Below are 17,766 nucleotides of genomic sequence, written 5' to 3' on the forward strand. Positions count from 1 at the left end.
AGTATGAGCGAAAAGACCACCGAGGCATCGAAAGTACCCGAGGATAGCGAATCCTCACGTCCCATGAAGGAGATGCCGGCGCCGGTTAACTGGACGGTGTTCATAGGCGCCGCCATCGGTATTCTGGCCATCGCGTTGTGGGGCATTCTCGCTCCACGCAACGCGGAAAACGTTCTGAATACCGTCGTGGGATGGATCTCCGATGCATTCGGCTGGTTCTACATCCTCTTGGCGCTCATCGTGCTGATATTCGTCATTTATCTGGCGCTGTCACGGTTCGGAGATGTGAAGCTGGGGCCTTCGCACTCCGAACCTCAATTCGGTGGCTTCACGTGGGCATCCATGCTGTTTGCTGCGGGAATCGGCACAGATCTCATGTTCTTCGCGGTGGCCGAGCCGGTGACGCAATACCTGCACCCGCCCAGCGGCGAAGCCGAAACGGTGGACGCCGCCCGTGAGGCAACCGTGTGGACGCTGTTCCATTACGGAGTGTCCGGATGGGGCATGTACGCGCTCATGGGAATGGCGCTGGCGTACTTCGCCTATCGCATGAACCTCCCGCTGGCCGTTCGATCGGCACTGCGTCCCATCTTCGGGAAGAAGACGGAGGGGCGCTTGGGGGACTCGGTGGATCTGGCCGCCGTGCTAGGCACCGTGTTCGGTGTGGCAACATCGCTGGGAATCGGTGTGGTTCTCATTAACGTGGGGCTCAACGTGCTGTTCGATGTGCCGCGCAGCATCGGCGTGCAGATCGTCATTGTGGTTCTGGGCGTGGCAACGGCAACTCTCTCCGCAGTATCCGGCGTGGCCAAGGGGATTCGGCGCCTATCAGAACTCAACGTGCTCTTAGCCGTCGTGTTGGCTCTGTGGATCCTGATCACTGGGAAAACCCAGTACCTGCTTGAAGGCCTTGTGCTGAACCTTGGGGACTTTGTCCGGCTGTTCCCCGACATGATGCTCCAAACGTTCGCGTTTGAGGACACAGGGACCTGGATGAGTGACTGGACCTTGTTCTTCTGGGCATGGTGGATCGCGTGGGCGTCCTTCGTTGGACTATTCCTTGCGCGCATGTCCCGTGGGCGCACAATCCGGCAGTTCGTTGGCGGCACGCTCATCATCCCGCTGGTGTACATCCTCATGTGGATCTCGATCTACGGAAACGCTGCGCTTGATCTCATCCGTGGAGGAAACCGCGAATTCGGTGAGAATACCGTGCTGGACCCAGAAGGGGGGTTCTTCCGGCTGTTGCAGGAGTACCCTGCCTTCACGTTTGTTGCGGGCCTCGCCATTGTGACGGCGCTACTGTTCTACGTTACTTCCGCAGATTCGGCAGCGCTGGTCATGGCAAATCTGACATCCAAGCTTCCCACGCCTCAGCATGACGGGCGGCCCGCGCTGCGCATCTTCTGGGCAGCCACCACGGGGCTGTTAACCATCGCCATGCTTCTGGTTGGCGGCATCGGTGCATTACAAAGTGCCACCGTCATTATGGGGCTGCCCTTCGCGTTTGCCATGATTCTGGTGATGATCGGGTTGTATCGAGCGCTGCGAGTTGAGTCCTACCAGACTGAGGTGGAAAACGAGACGATGGCGCTTGCTCTGTCAGGGCGCGCCGAGCGCGTGGATGCTCGCACCTCCTCAGTCCAATGGAAGCGACGGCTCTCGCGCGCCCTCTCCTTCCCCGATGTTGCCGCAGCAAACAGGTATGAGCAGGAGACCCTTCTGCCCACGTTGCACGAGGTTGCTGACGAGATGTCCAAGAAGGGCGTTGACACGGCTGTTGTCAGTCTCACGGACGAAGAGGGCGAAGCGGGTGAAGACTACATTGAGTTGATCGCACAAGACGATGGCGATCAACCCTTCCGCTATCAAGTGTGGCGCCGTAGGGCTCCTATGCCCACCTTTGGCGGCGGGCGCGCCGTGAGCGGACACGAAGAGTATGTCCGGCTAGAGGTTTATCTTGGGGCGTCCGGCCGCGGCTACGACATTATGGGCTACACCTACGCCCAAATAGTTGACGATGTGCTGGATCAATACGAGCGGCATCTGGAGGTTCTGCGCAGGCAGGGCAAGGCGGCTGGAGACAACTAGAGGCTATTCGGTGGCGGTGCTGGTGCTGGCGGCGTAGCTTTCTGCGCGGTCAGCGACGGTGTTGGCGTAGCTGAGGGACTGATTGTAGGCAAGCACTGCGGTGTTCCACCCATCATCGGTGGTGAGATCGCCGCCCCGTTCACACAGGAGTACTCCAGCGCTCAGGGCAGCATCGTCGAACTGATGCGGATCGGCCTGTCCATCCCCGTTTCCGTCGCGTCCGTAAAAGGACCACGTCTCGGGTATAAATTGCATGGGGCCAACTGCCCGATCCCATTCGGTATCTCCATCGAATGCGCCACCGTCCGTATCGGGAATAGCCGCGACGCCTTCACCGCCGTCCAGCGGAACTCCCACAATAGCTGGGGAAACGGTGCCATCTGGCCCGATTGTTGCGCCTCCGTAGCCTCCGTGGCGAGACTCGGTAGCGCCGATTCCCGCCAGAGTGTTCCAGCCAATACCACACTCCGGCATCAACTCAGCCAGCTGGATCGAAGCGCTTGAATAGGCTTCGAGGGCGCGCTCTGGAATCCCCGTACGTTCGGCCGTTTGCTCCACCCATGCTGGGTTTTGGGGGTCGGGTATCTCTTGGCTGGGTGCGGCCGGACGAGTGAGTTCGCGCGGGCTTCCGGTTGAATTTGTGGGAACGCATCCCGCTAACAGGATTGCTGAGGCTAAGGCCAGCATTCTGAAGGGAGTGATCGCTCCTCGCCGTGAGACTGCGGTGGGTGCTTGGCCTCTCACTGCCAGTTGCCGAGGAACGATTGGATGGCGACGAACAGGAAGATGAGAGCACCGATAACCGCCAACGCCTTCTTCCACGTTTGCCACGTTCCATCAAGGTAGAAAGCAACGAGCGGGAGGTATATCGCCAGCTCCACGCCGCCAATTCCTAGGAGCACCTGCTGAGCGGAGTGCGCCGCACCTAGGATCCACAGGATGATGAGCGGAGCGAACGTCAACCCGATGACGATCCCACACGCAATGTCCAGCTTCTGGTGCTCACGCACCGTGTCGAGAGCCTCGAGGGCCTCCTGCGAATCCGCAGGTGCCGGACTCTCGCCTGTCGGTAGATCTTCGGATGTGGACATGATGGCCTCCTAGAGATAGTCCGTCGCTTCCACAGTTTACCGGCAGCGGGCGTGTCCTCCACCTCAGATGGGGACACGCCCAGCTCAAACTTTCTTCGAACGTCCGTTCGGGCGTACGCTGTTCCACAGATCGATGTGGTGGGCGCTCATCCACAGGGAGAAGAGCCGCCACACAATATGTCGGAGGTCGGGCATAGGATCTCGAGTGTCGCTCGGAGAGGGCGGCCATGTCAAAGACCTGTTCTGTCAATCTGCCGCACATGTGGCAACAAGATGAAGGATGAACGATATGGCAAGTAGGAACGCCACAAAATCCGAAAAGGTTTCGCAGGCTACGTCAGATAATCGCGAGAGGGCACTCGATACGGCGCTATCTCAGATTGATCGCCAGTTCGGTAAGGGCTCAGTGATGCGCTTGGGTGATAAGCCCGTCACTCGCGTAGAAGTCATTCCCACGGGATCTGTGGCTCTGGATGTTGCACTGGGAATTGGTGGGTTGCCACGCGGGCGCGTTGTTGAGGTCTACGGGCCCGAATCGTCCGGTAAGACAACAGTCGCGCTTCACTGTGTTGCCAACGCGCAGAAGAACGGCGGGATCGCGGGCTTCATTGATGCCGAACACGCGCTAGATCCTGAGTATGCACGCAAGTTGGGCGTGGATACGGATTCACTCATTGTTTCCCAGCCAGATACTGGCGAACAGGCACTCGAGATTGCCGATATGCTCATTCGCTCCGGCGCACTTGACGTTATCGTGGTTGATTCCGTGGCTGCGCTTGTCCCGAAGGCGGAAATCGAAGGCGAAATGGGTGACTCACATGTGGGGCTTCAGGCACGCTTGATGAGCCAGGCACTGCGTAAGATCACGGGCGCCCTTTCGGCATCGGGAACCACGGCGATCTTCATCAATCAGCTGCGTGAAAAGATCGGTGTATTCTTCGGAAGCCCCGAAACCACAACGGGTGGTAAGGCGCTGAAGTTCTACGCCTCAATTCGCCTTGACGTCCGCCGCATCGAAACCCTCAAAGAGGGCAACGAACCCGTGGGCAACCGCACGCGCGTCAAGATCGTCAAGAACAAGATGGCCCCGCCTTTCAAGCAGGCTGAATTTGACATGATGTATGGGCAGGGGATCTCCCGTGAGGGCGGGATCATTGACATGGGCGTGGAGCTTGGCCTCATTCGTAAGTCTGGTGCGTGGTACACCTACGAAGGCGATCAGCTTGGCCAAGGTAAGGAAAAGGTCCGCCAGTTCCTGAAGGACAACCCGGAGATGGCAGATGAGATCGAAGAGAAGATCTTGGTGCAGATGGGTATCCGGCAAGATCCGAATGCTGAATCGGTAGGGGATTCCGCCGCCAGTGAGGATGTTGATTTCTAATGCCCCGCAGGCGAAAGCCTGACGTCCAGGAGCTTAGCCGTGAGGAGCAGTCCCAGCTGGCCCGTGACATTGTCACGCGCCAGCTGGCGATGATGGATCGTTCGCGTGTCCAGCTGGAACGAACGCTGGCGCGCAAAGAGATTCCGGCGGACGTGGGTGAGGAAGTGCTGGCGCGCTACGAGGAACTGGGGCTAATCGATGATCGGCACTTCGCGGAAGTGTTGACACGCACCCGGTTCGCGGAGAAGGGTGCATCCCGGCGCGCCATCGCAGCCGAACTTGAGCAAAAGGGTGTTGAGCGGAGCATCATCGAACAGGCAGCTGAACAAATTGATTCGGATGCTGAGTTTGAAGCGGCTGTTGATTTGGCCTCAAAAAAGCTGCGCATCGCCGGCGGGAAGCCAGAGACGCTCTACCAGAGGACGTACGCAATGCTGGCACGCCGCGGATTTAGCTCAGGTATGTGCAGTTCGGCGTTGCGAACAGCCCGGGAGCGGCTGGATAGTGAGCAGGATCAGGAAAACTGGGGGTAATTGCTGGGTGCTGCTGGATTAGACTAGAACGCGATGTCTGAACTACCACGCACGTATGCCATCCGCACGCTCGGATGCCAAATGAACGTCCACGATTCCGAGCGCCTTGCCGGCCTTATGCAGGAGGCCGGCTACGTCCCGGTTGCACAGGTGCCGCACAAGGCCGCCCGAGCGACCGAGGCGGGCGATCAAGGTGCGGATGTTGTGATCCTCAACACCTGCTCGGTCCGTGAAAACGCTTCTAACCGCCTGTTCGGCAACCTCGGCCAACTCGCATCGGTTAAGCGCGAGCGTCCCGGCATGCAAATTGCCGTGGGAGGGTGCTTGGCTCAACAGATGCGCGAGGGCATCGTGGATCGGGCGCCGTGGGTAGATGCCGTGTTGGGCACACACAATCTGGACGTTCTGCCTGCTCTGCTGGAGCGCGCCCGCCACAATCATGAGGCGGCCGTGGAGATTGAGGAATCGCTCAAGGTATTTCCCTCAACTCTGCCCACCAAACGCGAGTCTGCATACGCCGGCTGGGTGTCCATTTCCGTGGGATGCAATAACACGTGCACGTTCTGCATCGTTCCTCACCTGAGGGGCAAGGAACGCGACCGCCGCCCGGGCGATGTCCTGAGTGAGGTCGAGGCGCTGGTTGCGCAGGGCGCCATCGAAGTGACCCTGCTGGGCCAAAACGTCAACTCCTACGGCGTGGGTTTTGGCGATCGGCAAGCTTTCAGCAAGCTGCTGCGTGCATGCGGTCAGATTGACGGGCTCGAGAGGGTGCGCTTTACCTCCCCTCACCCCGCCGCGTTCACAGACGACGTCATCGAGGCGATGGCGGAAACACCGAACGTTATGCCGTCTTTGCATATGCCGATGCAATCGGGTTCGGATCGAATCCTGCGCGCGATGCGGCGCTCATATCGTTCGAAGAAGTTCTTGGGGATCATCGATCGGGTGCGTGAACTTATCCCCGACGCGGCTATCACCACGGATATCATCGTTGGCTTCCCCGGGGAAACCGAAGAGGATTTTCAGGCAACCTTGGATGTGGTGGAGAAGTCCCGCTTTTCCGACGCCTTTACCTTCATCTACTCGCCCCGCCCCGGCACCCCCGCGGCGGACATGGACGAGCAGGTGCCAGCCGATGTGGTCAAGGAACGCTACAACCGCCTGCTCGCCTTACAGAAGCGTATTGCGGAGGAAGAGAACGTGGCGCGCGTAGGCCGCGAGGTCGAGGTGCTTGTTTCTTCCGGCGAGGGCCGCAAGGATGCCCAAACCCACCGCGTCTCGGGGCGAGGGGCTGACAACCGGCTGGTTCACGTTGCCCTGCCCGAGGGGCTGAGCGAATCCGAACGGCCACGCCCCGGCGATATGGTGCGGGCGGTGGTCACACACGGCGCTCCCCATCATTTGGTTGCCGATTCAGCGCTTGACGGTGGCCCGTTTGAGATCCGCCGTACCCGGGCCGGCGATGCGTGGGCGGCGCGCGAGCGCAGGGCCGCCGAACTTCAGGCGGAGGCCGAAGGCAAGGTACCCGTGTCCATCGGTATGCCGAAGCTTCGTGTTGGAGTTTAAGGCAACCCCGTGATCATCACGATCGTTGGGCCCACGGCGAGCGGAAAGACGGCCCTGTCTATCGAGGTAGCCGAGGCCCTCGGTGGCCCCGATGCTGTTGAAATCATCTCAGCCGATGCCATGCAGCGCTACCGTGGCATGGACATCGGGACGGCGAAGATCACCGCCACAGAGCGCCACGGCATCAGGCACCACCAGCTGGATGTTTTGGACCTTTCCGCTGAAGCGAGTGTGGCTGCCTACCAGCGCGATGCCCGCCAAGATCTTGAGTCAATCCAGAGCGGCGGCAAGATTCCGATGATCGTGGGTGGGTCCGGCCTGTACGTCTCCGCCCTGCTGGATGAGCTCGAGTTTCCCGGGCACGATGCCGCGATTCGGGCGCAGCTGGAAGAAGAAGCGGCAGCAGGTGGCTTTGATCAGCTACTCGCCGAATTGGAGGAGAGGGATCCTCAGTCCCGCCGCACCATAGATCCTCGTAATCAGCGCCGTATCATCCGCGCGCTGGAGGTGATCCGCCTGACCGGCGAACCCTTTACTCCCAAGTTCCCGCGGCACACCAGCCACTACGAGGGGTTGGCCACCTTCGCCGTTACGCGCGAGATGCCACTGCTCGAAGAATCGATCACGGCACGTACGGCGGGGATGTTCGAACAGGGTTTGATTGAAGAGACCCGCACACTACTCGGTCGGGGCCTACGCGAAGCTCCCACCGCCTCACGCGCCACGGGTTACGCGGAAGCCATCGCTGTGATCGATGGACGGATGAGTGAGGACGAAGCGGCCGATTCGATTTCATTCGCCACGCGACGGCTGGCCAAGAAGCAGGGGACGTGGTTCCGTGCAGACCCCCGGCTGACATGGCTGGATCTATCCGGTGGTGACATCAACGCCGCAGCTGCCCAGATCGTCCGGTCGGTACGGAGCTAGCGACCTGTTGTAGAGTGGCGCCTGTGATACCGGCGAACACAACTTTGACCAAGGGCCACGGGGCGGGCAACGATTTCATCATGGTGCCCGATCCAGAGGGGGCCTTGGAAATCAGCGCGGCGGACGTTGCCGCGCTGTGCAACCGCCACACCGGCATTGGGGCGGATGGGCTGATCCGCGTGGTCAGGAGCGCAGCTAGCGGGGCCATGGAGGCTCGCGGCGATGCCCCCGAGTGGTTCATGGACTACAGAAACGCGGACGGCTCGATTGCCGAGATGTGTGGTAACGGAGTGCGCGTGTTTGCCCACTATCTTGCCACCCACGGCCTCGCTTCGCTGGGCCTCGGTGAGCACCTGACGGTGGCCACACGGGGCGGGGACAAGACGGTCACTCGGGAGTCGGAATCAATCTACACGGTGGACATGGGGGAGTACGGGCTTCCCTTCGGGGCAGGCGGGGCGGACACCCGCGTCACGGTCCCGGGCCTGGGCCCGCGCCCCGCGCTGAGCGTCACGATGCCCAATCCGCACACCGTCGTGATTCTGGACAGTATGGCTGAGCTTGATGCCGCCCAGCTTGACCGCCAGCCCGGCTATGACCCGGTGCCTCGTGAGGGAACAAACCTCGAACTGGTGGTACGCCAGCCTGATCGCGCCCAGATGCGCGTTCTGGAACGGGGCGTGGGGGAAACACTCGCCTGTGGCACCGGAACCTGCGCCGTGGCTGTTGCTCTGCTCCTTGCCGCCGGCACCACCGAGGGCACCGTCCCGATTCATTCTCCCGGAGGGGATCTTTCGGTGCGGATCGAAGCTGGCCACGCGCACCTGACCGGGCCTGCACAGCTCGTTGCAGAAATAGCCCTGCGCTAGAAACCTACTGGGCCACCCGCGTGGCGGCGAGGATCCTGTATCCCTTGGCCGAGGCGATTTTGTTGCAGCCGTATCCTTGGCCTTGGAGCCAGCGCTGGAGGGAATCTGCCCCGAGGTTCTTTTGCACCACGAGGTAGGCGATCCCTTCCGGGGCCAGCCTGTCCAGCCATGTGGTGAGCAATTCGTGAAGAGCTTCCTTGCCGATGCGCACGGGCGGGTTGGACCAGATAAGGGAGATGCCCCGCCCATCCAGCGCGTTTTCTGCCTCGGCGGGGGAGAGAACCGTCCCGGTGAGGGAGGAACGTTCGAGATTCTTTCGGGTCAGGTCGCGGGCGCGTTCGTTCACGTCTACGCCCCATACCTCGCCCGCTCCGGCCTCGCGTGCTAGAGCGAGAGTGATCGGCCCCCATCCGCATCCGATATCCACGGCCAGCTGTCCGGCGGAGAGTACGGGTTCGGGAACCTTGTCCAGCAGCACAGCGGTGCCTTTATCAACCTTGTCGTGGGCGAAAACGCCGCTGTGGGTGAGGACCGAGTATTCACGCCCGCGCAAGTGGACGGTGCGTTCGATATCGGCGCCGGGGGCGGAGGGGGATTCGGAAAAATAGTGCTCGTTGGTCACCGTGTAAGGATACCGCGAGATCGTGGGTGGGTACGGCTGGGAGCGGAATCTCAGCCCCGTGTGCCCACGGCGGGGCCAAAGCGTGCAAAAATGGGGGTGCAAACCATGGGGCAAGGAGCTTATGAGCCAATCACATAACGAGCCGTCAGTGCACGGAGACGTCGATGACATTCGGTCCGGGCGTGGCACCGCCCTGCAGGCAGATCCCGCCTACCTTGGCGACTGGGCCGGAGACGGCTTGGAACGCGATGAACGCACTGCGCTTCGCCGGGTAGAGAGTCTCGATGCTGGCATTGAACGCGAAGAGGGCGTTGATATTGAGTACCGCCAAGTGCGCTTGGAACGCGTGGTACTCGTTGGCCTGTGGAACGGCGGCACCGAAGAGGCGGCCGAGGATTCCCTACGCGAGCTTGCCGCACTGGCCGAAACCGCAGGATCCGTTGTACTTGATGGCATCATTCAGCGCCGCGATACACCTGACCCCAGCACGTATCTGGGCAAGGGGAAGGCGCACGAGCTGGCCGAGATGGTGGCATCGCTATCCGCCGATACGGTGATTGTTGATTCAGAGCTTGCACCATCCCAGCGGCGCGCGCTGGAGGACGTGGTGGATGTGAAAGTCATCGACCGCACGGCGCTCATTCTGGACATCTTTGCTCGGCACGCAAAGTCGCGCGAAGGAAAGGCACAGGTGGAGCTGGCCCAGCTCGAATACCTACTTCCCCGGCTGCGCGGCTGGGGCGATTCGATGTCTCGCCAGGCCGGTGGCCGGGTTGCCGGGGGCGCCGGAATCGGCTCGCGAGGCCCTGGCGAAACCCAGATCGAACTTGATAGGCGCCGTATTCGTACACGGATGGCTAAGCTTCGCCGCGACATCTCCAAGATGAGTCCGGCGCGCGAGCAGCAACGATCTGAGCGAAGGGGGAACCGCGTGCCCTCTGTCGCCGTCGTCGGCTATACGAACGCGGGGAAATCTTCTCTATTGAACAAACTGACCGGGGCGGGCGTTCTGGTGGAAAACGCTCTCTTCGCAACTCTGGACCCCACGGTCCGGCGTGCGGAAACGCGCGACGGGCGCGAATATACGATGTCGGATACGGTGGGGTTCGTCCGTCAACTTCCCACTCAATTGGTTGAGGCCTTCCGCTCCACGTTAGAGGAGGCGGGGGAGGCCGATGTTCTCCTGCATGTGGTGGATGCCTCCCACCATGATCCAGTGGGACAGGTGAGCGCCGTTCACGAGGTTCTTCGTGACGTCCCCGGTGCTCAGAAGGCTCGGGAGATCATCGTGTTGTCCAAGGCGGATCTGGCCGATCCGGTGGATATCGCGGCGCTGCGCTCGCGGTACCCCGGAAGCGTGGCGGTTTCGTGCCTGACCGGCGAGGGTCTTGATGAACTCACGGACGTCATTGACGAGGCCCTGCCGCGCCCCACGATCGAAATCAGCACCGTTGTTCCCTATGCAGATGGATCGCTTCTCTCGCGGATTCATGACTCGGGCCAGTTGATCGAGCCCGTTCAGTATCGCGAATCGGGTACGTGGGTGCACGCTCTAGTCTCTCAGGAACTCGCCGCTGCTCTGGACGAATCCGCCGCCTCTGCACCATCGCCGGAACCTCTCAGTGAGGCAGAGGAGCAGTGACGAAGAAGGTTGGGCAGATCCTCGACGCCGTTGTGGAGGGTCTGGGTGGCTCGCGCCGTGAAGGCCAGGCCACAATGGCCGAGCGAGTGACCGAAGCGTTGGAAAGTGATGGTCACCTGCTCGTGCAGGCCGGAACCGGTACTGGTAAATCGATCGGCTACCTCGCGCCTGCGATGTACTGGGCCGTGACCTCGGACCATCCCGTCATTATCTCCACGGCTACGCTCGCGCTTCAGCGCCAAATCCTCCTTCAGGATTCGCCGCGAGTAGCCAAAGCGGTGACTGCCACCACGGGTAAAACGCCCAAGGTGGCCTTGCTCAAGGGGTGGAACAACTACGTCTGCCTGCGTAAGGCAACGGGAGGTTATCCGGAAGAAGACGCGCTCATATCGCGGGCGGTGGGCGAATACGGGGCAACGGCAACTGGTGAAGAGGTCACGCGGCTGCGCGAATGGGCGATGTCCACCGATACGGGTGACCGCGACGATCTTGTCCCCGGGGTGAGCGATCGGGCGTGGCGGCAGGTTTCCCTCAGCAAACCCGAATGCATCGGCAACAAGTGCCCACTGCGCGATTCGTGCTTTCCCCTGCTTGCGCGTGGGGTTGCCGAAGATGCCGATGTGGTGATCACCAATCACTCGATGCTCGGCATCCAAAGCGCGGGAACGCCGGTGCTGCCGGAAGCGGGTGCCTATGTTGTTGACGAGGCGCACGATCTTGTTGACCGTGTCACCAGCCAGCTCACGTCCTCCATATCGGCACCCGAGGTGGCGGGGCTTGCGCGCCTGCTGCGCCGGGAGAAGATATTGGCCACCGATCTGGAAGCGGCAGGCCAAGCGGTGGGTGATGCTCTGGACGGCATGAGTGACGGCAGAGTCACCACAATGCCGAACGCCTTAGCCGATGCACTCCTCACGCTGCTCGGGGAACTCCAGCAGGCAAACTCCGATGTGGCCGACCTCCCGGGCAAGGATGAATCTGATGCTGCGGCCAAGAGCGTGGCGCGCGGGCGGGTTCAGGGGCTGGCGGATGTGGTGGAGCGGCTGCTCTCCGATGAACGCTCAAGCGGGAAACTCGTCACGTGGGTCCAACGGGATATGGATGACCGTCCCTCCCTGCACGTGGCGCCGCTGGATGTTTCCACCTCGCTCGCGGACCACCTGTTCGAAGCCAAGCCAGCGGTGCTGACCTCCGCCACACTGGAGCTCGGTGGTTCCTTCCAACATGTGGCCACCGAGGTAGGTTTCACCTACCCGAGTCAGGGCCCGTGGGATGGGGTGGATGTGGGCTCACCGTTCGACTACACGAAGCAGGGAATCTTGTATGTAGCCGAGCACCTGCCCACACCGGGACGCGATGGCTACGGGGAAGAGCAACTGCGCGAGATCACCGAATTGATTGAGGCAAGCGGCGGCGGAGCGCTGTGCCTGTTCACCTCGCGCCGCGGGGCCGAACGAGCTGCTGAATACGTGCGCGAACATGGACAAACTCCTGTGCTCGTTCAGGGAGAGGACCAGCTGCCCACCCTCGTGCGGGAGTTCAGCGAGAACGATGAGGTGTCCCTCTTTGGGACGCTGTCCCTGTGGCAGGGCGTGGACGTTCCGGGGCGGACGTGCCGGCTGGTCATCATTGACCGTATTCCCTTCCCACGGCCGGACGAGCCTCTCTCGCAGGCTCGCACTCAGGCTGTCAGCGCGAGCGGGGGTAACGGCTTCATGCAGGTGGCTGCTGCTCACGCGGCGCTTCTGCTGGCGCAGGGTGCGGGAAGGCTCGTGCGGCGCACAGACGATAAGGGGGTTGTGGCGATCTTGGATCCTCGGCTGCGTACTGCCCGATATGCCGGATTCCTCCTCTCCTCGCTTCCGCCCATGTGGCGCACAACGGACGCCACGGTGGTGCGAGAAGTGCTTGCCCGGCTGCGTTGAGTGTTGGTAGATGTGAGTTTTCGTTTTAGGGCGGCGAGTTACTCAACAAGTCCGTAAACTAGGGGTCGTGGCAGAACTGCTGCCCCTAATGTGTGAGGAGTTGCTGTGACAAGCACACCTGAAGTCCAATCAGTTGTTGATCCCCAACCGCCCGCCGCTACAGCACCAGATAAAGGCTCAAAACTCGCCGTCATCGGAGCCGGAGCCGTGGGCTCCGCATGCGTATACGCTTCCATGATCAAGGGAGTTGCACGCGAATACGCTCTGTATGACATTGCCGAAACGAAGGTCAAGGCTGAAGCTTTGGACATCGCTCAGGGATCCCAGTTTGCCCCGGTGGCAACGGTTGAAGGGTCCTCTGACATGGCGGTCATTAAGGACGCAGACGTTGTGGTGATCACCGCCGGAGCCAAGCAGAAGCCCGGACAATCACGGCTGGACCTCGCCGGGGCCACGATCAACATCATGAAGGATGTGATCCCTAAGGCGGTGGAGCAGGCACCGAACGCCGTGTTCCTTATGGTGGCTAATCCAGTCGATGTTGTCACGTACGCGGGGCTCAAGATTTCTGGAATGAGCCCCAATCAGTTCTTCGGTTCGGGCACCGTGCTGGATTCATCGCGGCTGCGCTACCTCATCGCTCAGCACTGCGGCGTATCCGCCCAGACTGTCCACGCGTACATTGCCGGTGAACACGGCGATTCGGAAATTCCCCTGTGGTCCTCGGCCACCATCGGTGCCGTTCCACTTCTTCAGTGGGGCGAAACGGTTGATGGAGAGCGCTTGGACGAGGGACTGCGCGAATCGATCCACCACGAGGTGGTCAACTCCGCCTACTCGATTATTGAAGGCAAGGGCGCCACAAACTACGCGATCGGTCTATCCGTTGCGCAGATTGCTGGAACTATTCTTCGCGACGAGCGGCGAATCCTTCCGGTATCCACCCTGCTGGATGATTGGATGGGAATCTCGGACGTCTGCATGTCCGTCCCCACCATCGTTGGACGCGCAGGTGTTGGCCGGCGCTTAGTTCCCGTTGTCACGCCTGATGAGTACAGGGGCCTTCGCGCCTCTGCCGATTCCATCCGTCAGGTCGCGGCGAAGTTTGGGGTCTAAAGTCAAGCAAGAGGCATAACGTCAAAGGCGGGAGCAGCTCAATGGCTGTTCCCGCCTTTACTGGTTCCAGTACTCACCCCGTCACTACAGCGAGCGAAGAACCGTCACTACCCGCCCTAAAATATCGGCGTCATCTGCCGGGATTGGGGAGAATGCAGCGTTCCTCGGCAACAGAGTCACGTGCTTGTTGGAGCGCTGGAGGACTTTGACGGTTGCCTCACCTTCCAGCATGGCCGCAACGATCTCCCCATTTTCTGCTGTTGGCTGGCGCCGGACAATCACCCAATCACCATCGCAAATGGCAGCGTCAATCATCGAATCGCCACTCACCTTCAGGGCGAAGAGCTCACCATTTCCCGTCAGTTGTCGAGGCAGAGGGAAAACGTCCTCCACGTGCTGTTCAGCCAAGATGGGTTGGCCGGCGGCGATGCGCCCAACAACCGGCACGTTAGTGGGCGAGGAAACGGAAAACGAATCATCGCCGGATTCAAAGGTTGGCGATGATTCGGTGCGTGGCGCAGCGCGCCGCGGACGCAACTGGACGGTAGGTGCCTGCTCCTGCGTGCCGTAGGCCAAGCCTTCGTCAGTGAGTTCCATGGTCCGGGGGCGGCGCGTATCACGCTGCAAAAAGCCCTTATCCGCGAGGATATCCAACTGATACTTGACCGAGGATGTCGAGGACAGGCCAACTTCTTGCCCAATCTCCCGAATGGTGGGCGCGTAGTGATTCCGCAGCGTGTGGTCACGAATGCACGCTAGGACGGCAGCCTGGCGTTTGGTGAGTTTTTCCTCAGCCATGGGTGTGGGTCCTTTCTGGATCCAAAAGGTGTGGGAGCCCTCTGTTTGACTTCATTTACAGGATACCTGCTAGGCAGGCGCCGGCCAAACACTTGTTCTACCGCGTGTCGAACAAACCTTCTAGACAAGGTCGCGCCAACCCTGTAGGCTACAAACAGATGTTCGACGAACCTTAGTTCGAAGGAGTAATTATGAGTGTTCAACCGCTTGTTGCCGCAGATTCGCCGGTTGCTGCCCCGCGCAGAACACTGCGCGTTGTACCGGAAGCTGGTCGCCAGCGCGCCACAATCGATCGTTCTGCAGAACCCATGATCGATGGCAGCCACAGCGAGGCTGGCACACTCCGTCTGGTCCGTATGGGGGAGCGCAGGAAGCCCATCGCTCCGCGGACAGTTTCAGTTCACCCAGATTCGGCTAGGCCCATGGCAGCCCATCGGACGGCTTCAGTTCAGCGAACCGGGTTCGATATCGCGTTCAACGTGGCGGCGGTGGCAGTCATTGCTCTCGCCCTGCTGGTACTCGGGATCGTGTTGGCGATCGTCTCAAGCCCTGAGGTGGGCGCCGTCGCGTCCGCGCAGGTTCACGCATCGCTCCCTGAGATAATCGGCAGTGCCAACCCTTTGGGGTAGGAATCGGTTGCACGCGGTGTCTTGTTCTCCTATGACGTAGGAGCGCGTTGTAGTTGCTAGAATTTGCGCATGCATTGTCCGTTTTGCCGGCATCCCGATTCGCGCGTCATCGATTCACGTACAACTGATGACGGTCAAGCGATTAGGCGTAGGCGCGAGTGTCCGAACTGTAAGCGGCGTTTCTCCACGATGGAAACAGCAAGCCTGATCGTACTGAAGCGCTCGGGCTCCTCTGAGCCGTTTTCACGCGAGAAGATTATCTCTGGAGTTGGAAAGGCATGTCAGGGCCGTCCAGTCGGAGAAGACGATCTAGCGCTTCTGGCTCAGCAGGTTGAGGAAAAGGTGCGCGCCTCCGGAAGCTCACAGATCGACGCCCATGAGATCGGCCTAGCGATTCTGGAACCGCTGCGCGAACTGGACGATATCGCCTACCTGCGCTTTGCCTCCGTGTACTCGAGCTTCCAAACTCTCAATGATTTTGAACAGGCCATCGCCGATCTGCGCAACCATCAAGCAGACAAGGCATCTGACGGTCCAGCGGGCAGTGGCAGCTAGCTCTGTGGGGATTGATCAGGCGTATCGCCGGCGCCGCCATCGTTCTGCTGCTTGCCCCACTTACTGAGCCAAGCCGAGAAGGCTTCCTTGGAGATTCCTTGGCGGTGTAGCTGATCAGAAAGATCCTCGCGGCCCTTATCGCCGTTATCGCTGTCCATATACTTTTCTTGAAGTCCTTCGATGGATTCTCCAAGCGAGCCCAGCCATTCCTGAAGCTGCTCTCTGGTGGCGTTGTACTGCTCAGACAGGACTGCCGTCAGGTTCTCCATAGCTGCACTGGCCGCGCCGGTTGCCTCCGAGGCCTTGGCGCGCCACTGGCCGGCGCTCAGCTCGAAATCGTCAAGCTGTTCTTTGATCGAGCGGCGCATCACCTTGCCCAGTTGGGAGCGCGGGAGATCCTCCACCACGGCGATGGATCGAGGAATCGCATAGTGGGAGAGCTTGTCATAGGCCCACCTGCGCACCATATCCAGATCTACCGTGGTGTCGGGTTCAAGAACGAGGGCCGCCACAACGGATTCGCCGCGATTGTCATCTGGCATTCCGATCACTGCGACATCGCGAATGCCGGGCATAGCGCGCAGAACATCTTCGACCTGTGTGGGATACACGTTGAAGCCACCTTGGATGATCATTTCCTTGGCGCGATCTGCCATGACGATGAACCCATCCTCCCACCGGCCCAGATCGCCAGTGCGCAACCAGCCGTCATAGAACGCGGCGGCCGATTCGTCCGGCTCGCCCAGATAGCCGTGGAAAACCTGCGGGCCACGCACCAAGATTTCCCCTACATCATCGGCGTCGCGGGACAGATCCTCCGGATCGGCGATACGAACTTCTGTTGACGGGAAGGGAACGCCCAGTGTTGAGGGACGCCGCTCGGATGACACGGGGGAGCCTGCGATGATTGGGCTGGCTTCTGACATGCCGTAGCCCTCGATGATGAGGCCACCGGAGGCTTCCTCCCACTGGGCAGCAAGTTCAGGGGAAAGGGCCATCGCTCCGGAGAAGCTCCATCGGATGGAGGTGAGATCTGCGGATGCCTCCGATTGTGCGGCTTGAAGGACGCGTGCATACATGGGCGCTACGCCGGGGAACAGAGTGATGGGGCGGCGCTTCTGAGCTGCCAAGAAGGCGGGCACATCGAAGTTCGGCAGAATGACCAGTGTGGCGGCCTGCGCCACACCAATGCCAAGGATGGTTTGGAGCCCGAAGGCGTGGAAGAAGGGAAGCACTCCGGCGAAGGTTTCCTGGCCTGGCTGGATGCCGTTGACCCACAGGGTTGTCTGGGACACGTTCGCGGCAATGTTGTGGTGGGTAAGCTGTACGGCCTTCGGTATCCCGGTGGTGCCGCCCGTGTGGATCAGTACGGCAACCTCATCCAGCGAGGGCGCCTCAATCTGAGTTTCTCGTGGAAGCAGGGGAGTCTTTTCCATGATGCGATCAAAAGACAGAATCCCGCTGGGCACTTTTCCGCGCAGCCGGGCCTTTTGCTCCTTCGCAGCCTTCACTGGAAGCTTGAGGAGCATGCGGGACGTCCACGGCAGAGCGGAAGACATATCCACGGAGAGGTAGGTCCTGCCGCGGAAATCGCCATCCTCCGTCAAGCGTTCGAGCGTCTGCTCCCACGCGATCACCACGGTGGCCCCGTGGCGCTCCAGCTGCTCGTGGAGTTCGCCGGTGGGAGCGAGCGGATTGTGTTCGGCCACCGTTGCACCCAAGGAAAGCACGGCGTAGAACGCCACAACATGCTGCGGACAGTTCGGCATGATGAGGCCAACAACATCCCCGTGGCGCACACCAGTGCGATAGAGCGCTGCCTGTGCCTTTCGCACGGCGTGGCGGAGCTCGCGGTAGGTGAACGTCCGCCCGAGGAAATCAACGGCGATGCGTTCGGGGAATTGATTGGCCGCATCGAAGAGGTAGTGATCGATCGTTTGCGTGACTGCTGGTATCTCGGCCGGAACACCCGGGGCGTAGTGGGGTCTGGTCGATTCGCTCTGGGTCATCATCGCTTCCTA

At 60.8% G+C, this 17,766-nt stretch carries 16 protein-coding genes; 11 read left to right on the forward strand and 5 right to left on the reverse strand.

Annotation, left to right across the window (positions count from 1 at the left end; all coding sequences use genetic code 11):
- Positions 1–3: 3 nt before the first annotated feature.
- Positions 4–2,091, forward strand: a complete 2,088-nt coding sequence (gene betT, locus ACTHV6_RS04385; RefSeq protein WP_441386057.1) for a choline BCCT transporter BetT — start codon at positions 4–6, stop codon at positions 2,089–2,091.
- 3 nt (positions 2,092–2,094) lie between these two features.
- Here betT and ACTHV6_RS04390 read toward each other — a convergent pair whose 3' ends face one another.
- Together ACTHV6_RS04390 and ACTHV6_RS04395 are read right to left on the reverse strand one after the other, a co-directional pair.
- Positions 2,095–2,778 carry a lytic transglycosylase domain-containing protein gene (locus tag ACTHV6_RS04390; RefSeq protein ID WP_441386058.1) on the reverse strand — a complete coding sequence of 228 codons (684 nt, stop codon included), beginning with the start codon at positions 2,776–2,778 and terminating at the stop codon, positions 2,095–2,097.
- Positions 2,779–2,831: 53 nt separating this feature from the next.
- Positions 2,832–3,182: a hypothetical protein gene (locus ACTHV6_RS04395; RefSeq protein ID WP_441386059.1), complete on the reverse strand. Its 351-nt coding sequence runs from the start codon at positions 3,180–3,182 to the stop codon at positions 2,832–2,834.
- A 289-nt stretch (positions 3,183–3,471) separates the two neighbouring features.
- On the opposite strand from ACTHV6_RS04395, the gene recA reads away from it, so the two are divergent.
- Genes recA through dapF form a run of 5 tightly spaced genes read left to right on the forward strand, consistent with a single transcriptional unit; the run spans position 3,472 to position 8,458 of the window.
- Positions 3,472–4,563, forward strand: a complete 1,092-nt coding sequence (recA, locus tag ACTHV6_RS04400) for a recombinase RecA (protein WP_441386060.1) — start codon at positions 3,472–3,474, stop codon at positions 4,561–4,563.
- Positions 4,563–5,096 carry a regulatory protein RecX gene (locus ACTHV6_RS04405; RefSeq protein WP_441386061.1) on the forward strand — a complete coding sequence of 178 codons (534 nt, stop codon included), beginning with the start codon at positions 4,563–4,565 and terminating at the stop codon, positions 5,094–5,096. The genes recA and ACTHV6_RS04405 overlap by 1 nt, the downstream gene beginning before the upstream one ends.
- Positions 5,097–5,129: 33 nt before the next feature.
- A complete protein-coding gene (gene miaB, locus ACTHV6_RS04410; protein WP_441386062.1) occupies positions 5,130–6,662 on the forward strand; it encodes a tRNA (N6-isopentenyl adenosine(37)-C2)-methylthiotransferase MiaB in 1,533 nt (510 codons plus the stop codon).
- A gap of 9 nt (positions 6,663–6,671) precedes the next feature.
- Positions 6,672–7,589, forward strand: a complete 918-nt coding sequence (gene miaA / locus ACTHV6_RS04415; RefSeq protein ID WP_441386063.1) for a tRNA (adenosine(37)-N6)-dimethylallyltransferase MiaA — start codon at positions 6,672–6,674, stop codon at positions 7,587–7,589.
- A 23-nt stretch (positions 7,590–7,612) separates the two neighbouring features.
- Positions 7,613–8,458: a diaminopimelate epimerase gene (gene dapF / locus ACTHV6_RS04420; RefSeq protein ID WP_441386064.1), complete on the forward strand. Its 846-nt coding sequence runs from the start codon at positions 7,613–7,615 to the stop codon at positions 8,456–8,458.
- Between the two features lie 4 nt (positions 8,459–8,462).
- Here the strand turns inward: dapF and ACTHV6_RS04425 are convergent, their stop codons facing one another.
- Positions 8,463–9,080, reverse strand: coding sequence for a class I SAM-dependent methyltransferase (locus ACTHV6_RS04425; protein WP_441386065.1), 618 nt, complete (start codon positions 9,078–9,080; stop codon positions 8,463–8,465).
- A 121-nt stretch (positions 9,081–9,201) separates the two neighbouring features.
- Here ACTHV6_RS04425 and hflX point away from each other — a divergent pair, with 121 nt between their 5' ends.
- The 3 genes from hflX (at position 9,202) to ACTHV6_RS04440 (ending at position 13,763) form a co-directional block, all read left to right on the forward strand.
- Complete coding sequence (hflX, locus tag ACTHV6_RS04430; protein WP_441386066.1) at positions 9,202–10,722, forward strand: GTPase HflX; 1,521 nt, start codon at positions 9,202–9,204, stop codon at positions 10,720–10,722.
- A complete protein-coding gene (locus ACTHV6_RS04435) occupies positions 10,719–12,647 on the forward strand; it encodes an ATP-dependent DNA helicase (protein WP_441386067.1) in 1,929 nt (642 codons plus the stop codon). The genes hflX and ACTHV6_RS04435 overlap by 4 nt, the downstream gene beginning before the upstream one ends.
- Before the next feature lie 105 nt (positions 12,648–12,752).
- A complete protein-coding gene (locus ACTHV6_RS04440; protein WP_441386068.1) occupies positions 12,753–13,763 on the forward strand; it encodes an L-lactate dehydrogenase in 1,011 nt (336 codons plus the stop codon).
- 84 nt (positions 13,764–13,847) lie between these two features.
- Here ACTHV6_RS04440 and lexA read toward each other — a convergent pair whose 3' ends face one another.
- Entirely contained in the window at positions 13,848–14,561 is a 714-nt protein-coding gene (gene lexA / locus ACTHV6_RS04445; protein ID WP_441386069.1) for a transcriptional repressor LexA, read from the reverse strand.
- Between the two features lie 191 nt (positions 14,562–14,752).
- Here lexA and ACTHV6_RS04450 point away from each other — a divergent pair, with 191 nt between their 5' ends.
- Complete coding sequence (locus ACTHV6_RS04450; protein WP_441386070.1) at positions 14,753–15,190, forward strand: hypothetical protein; 438 nt, start codon at positions 14,753–14,755, stop codon at positions 15,188–15,190.
- Positions 15,191–15,259: 69 nt separating this feature from the next.
- On the forward strand, positions 15,260–15,745 hold the full coding sequence (gene nrdR, locus ACTHV6_RS04455) for a transcriptional regulator NrdR (protein WP_441386071.1): 486 nt from the start codon (positions 15,260–15,262) through the stop codon (positions 15,743–15,745).
- Here the strand turns inward: nrdR and ACTHV6_RS04460 are convergent.
- On the reverse strand, positions 15,742–17,757 hold the full coding sequence (locus tag ACTHV6_RS04460; protein WP_441386072.1) for an AMP-binding protein: 2,016 nt from the start codon (positions 17,755–17,757) through the stop codon (positions 15,742–15,744). The genes nrdR and ACTHV6_RS04460 overlap by 4 nt on opposite strands.
- Between the last annotated feature and the right edge of the window lie 9 nt (positions 17,758–17,766).

The sequence above is a fragment of the Ancrocorticia sp. genome, assembly GCF_052089425.1.
In the GTDB taxonomy this organism is placed as follows: Bacteria; Actinomycetota; Actinomycetes; order Actinomycetales; family Actinomycetaceae; genus Ancrocorticia.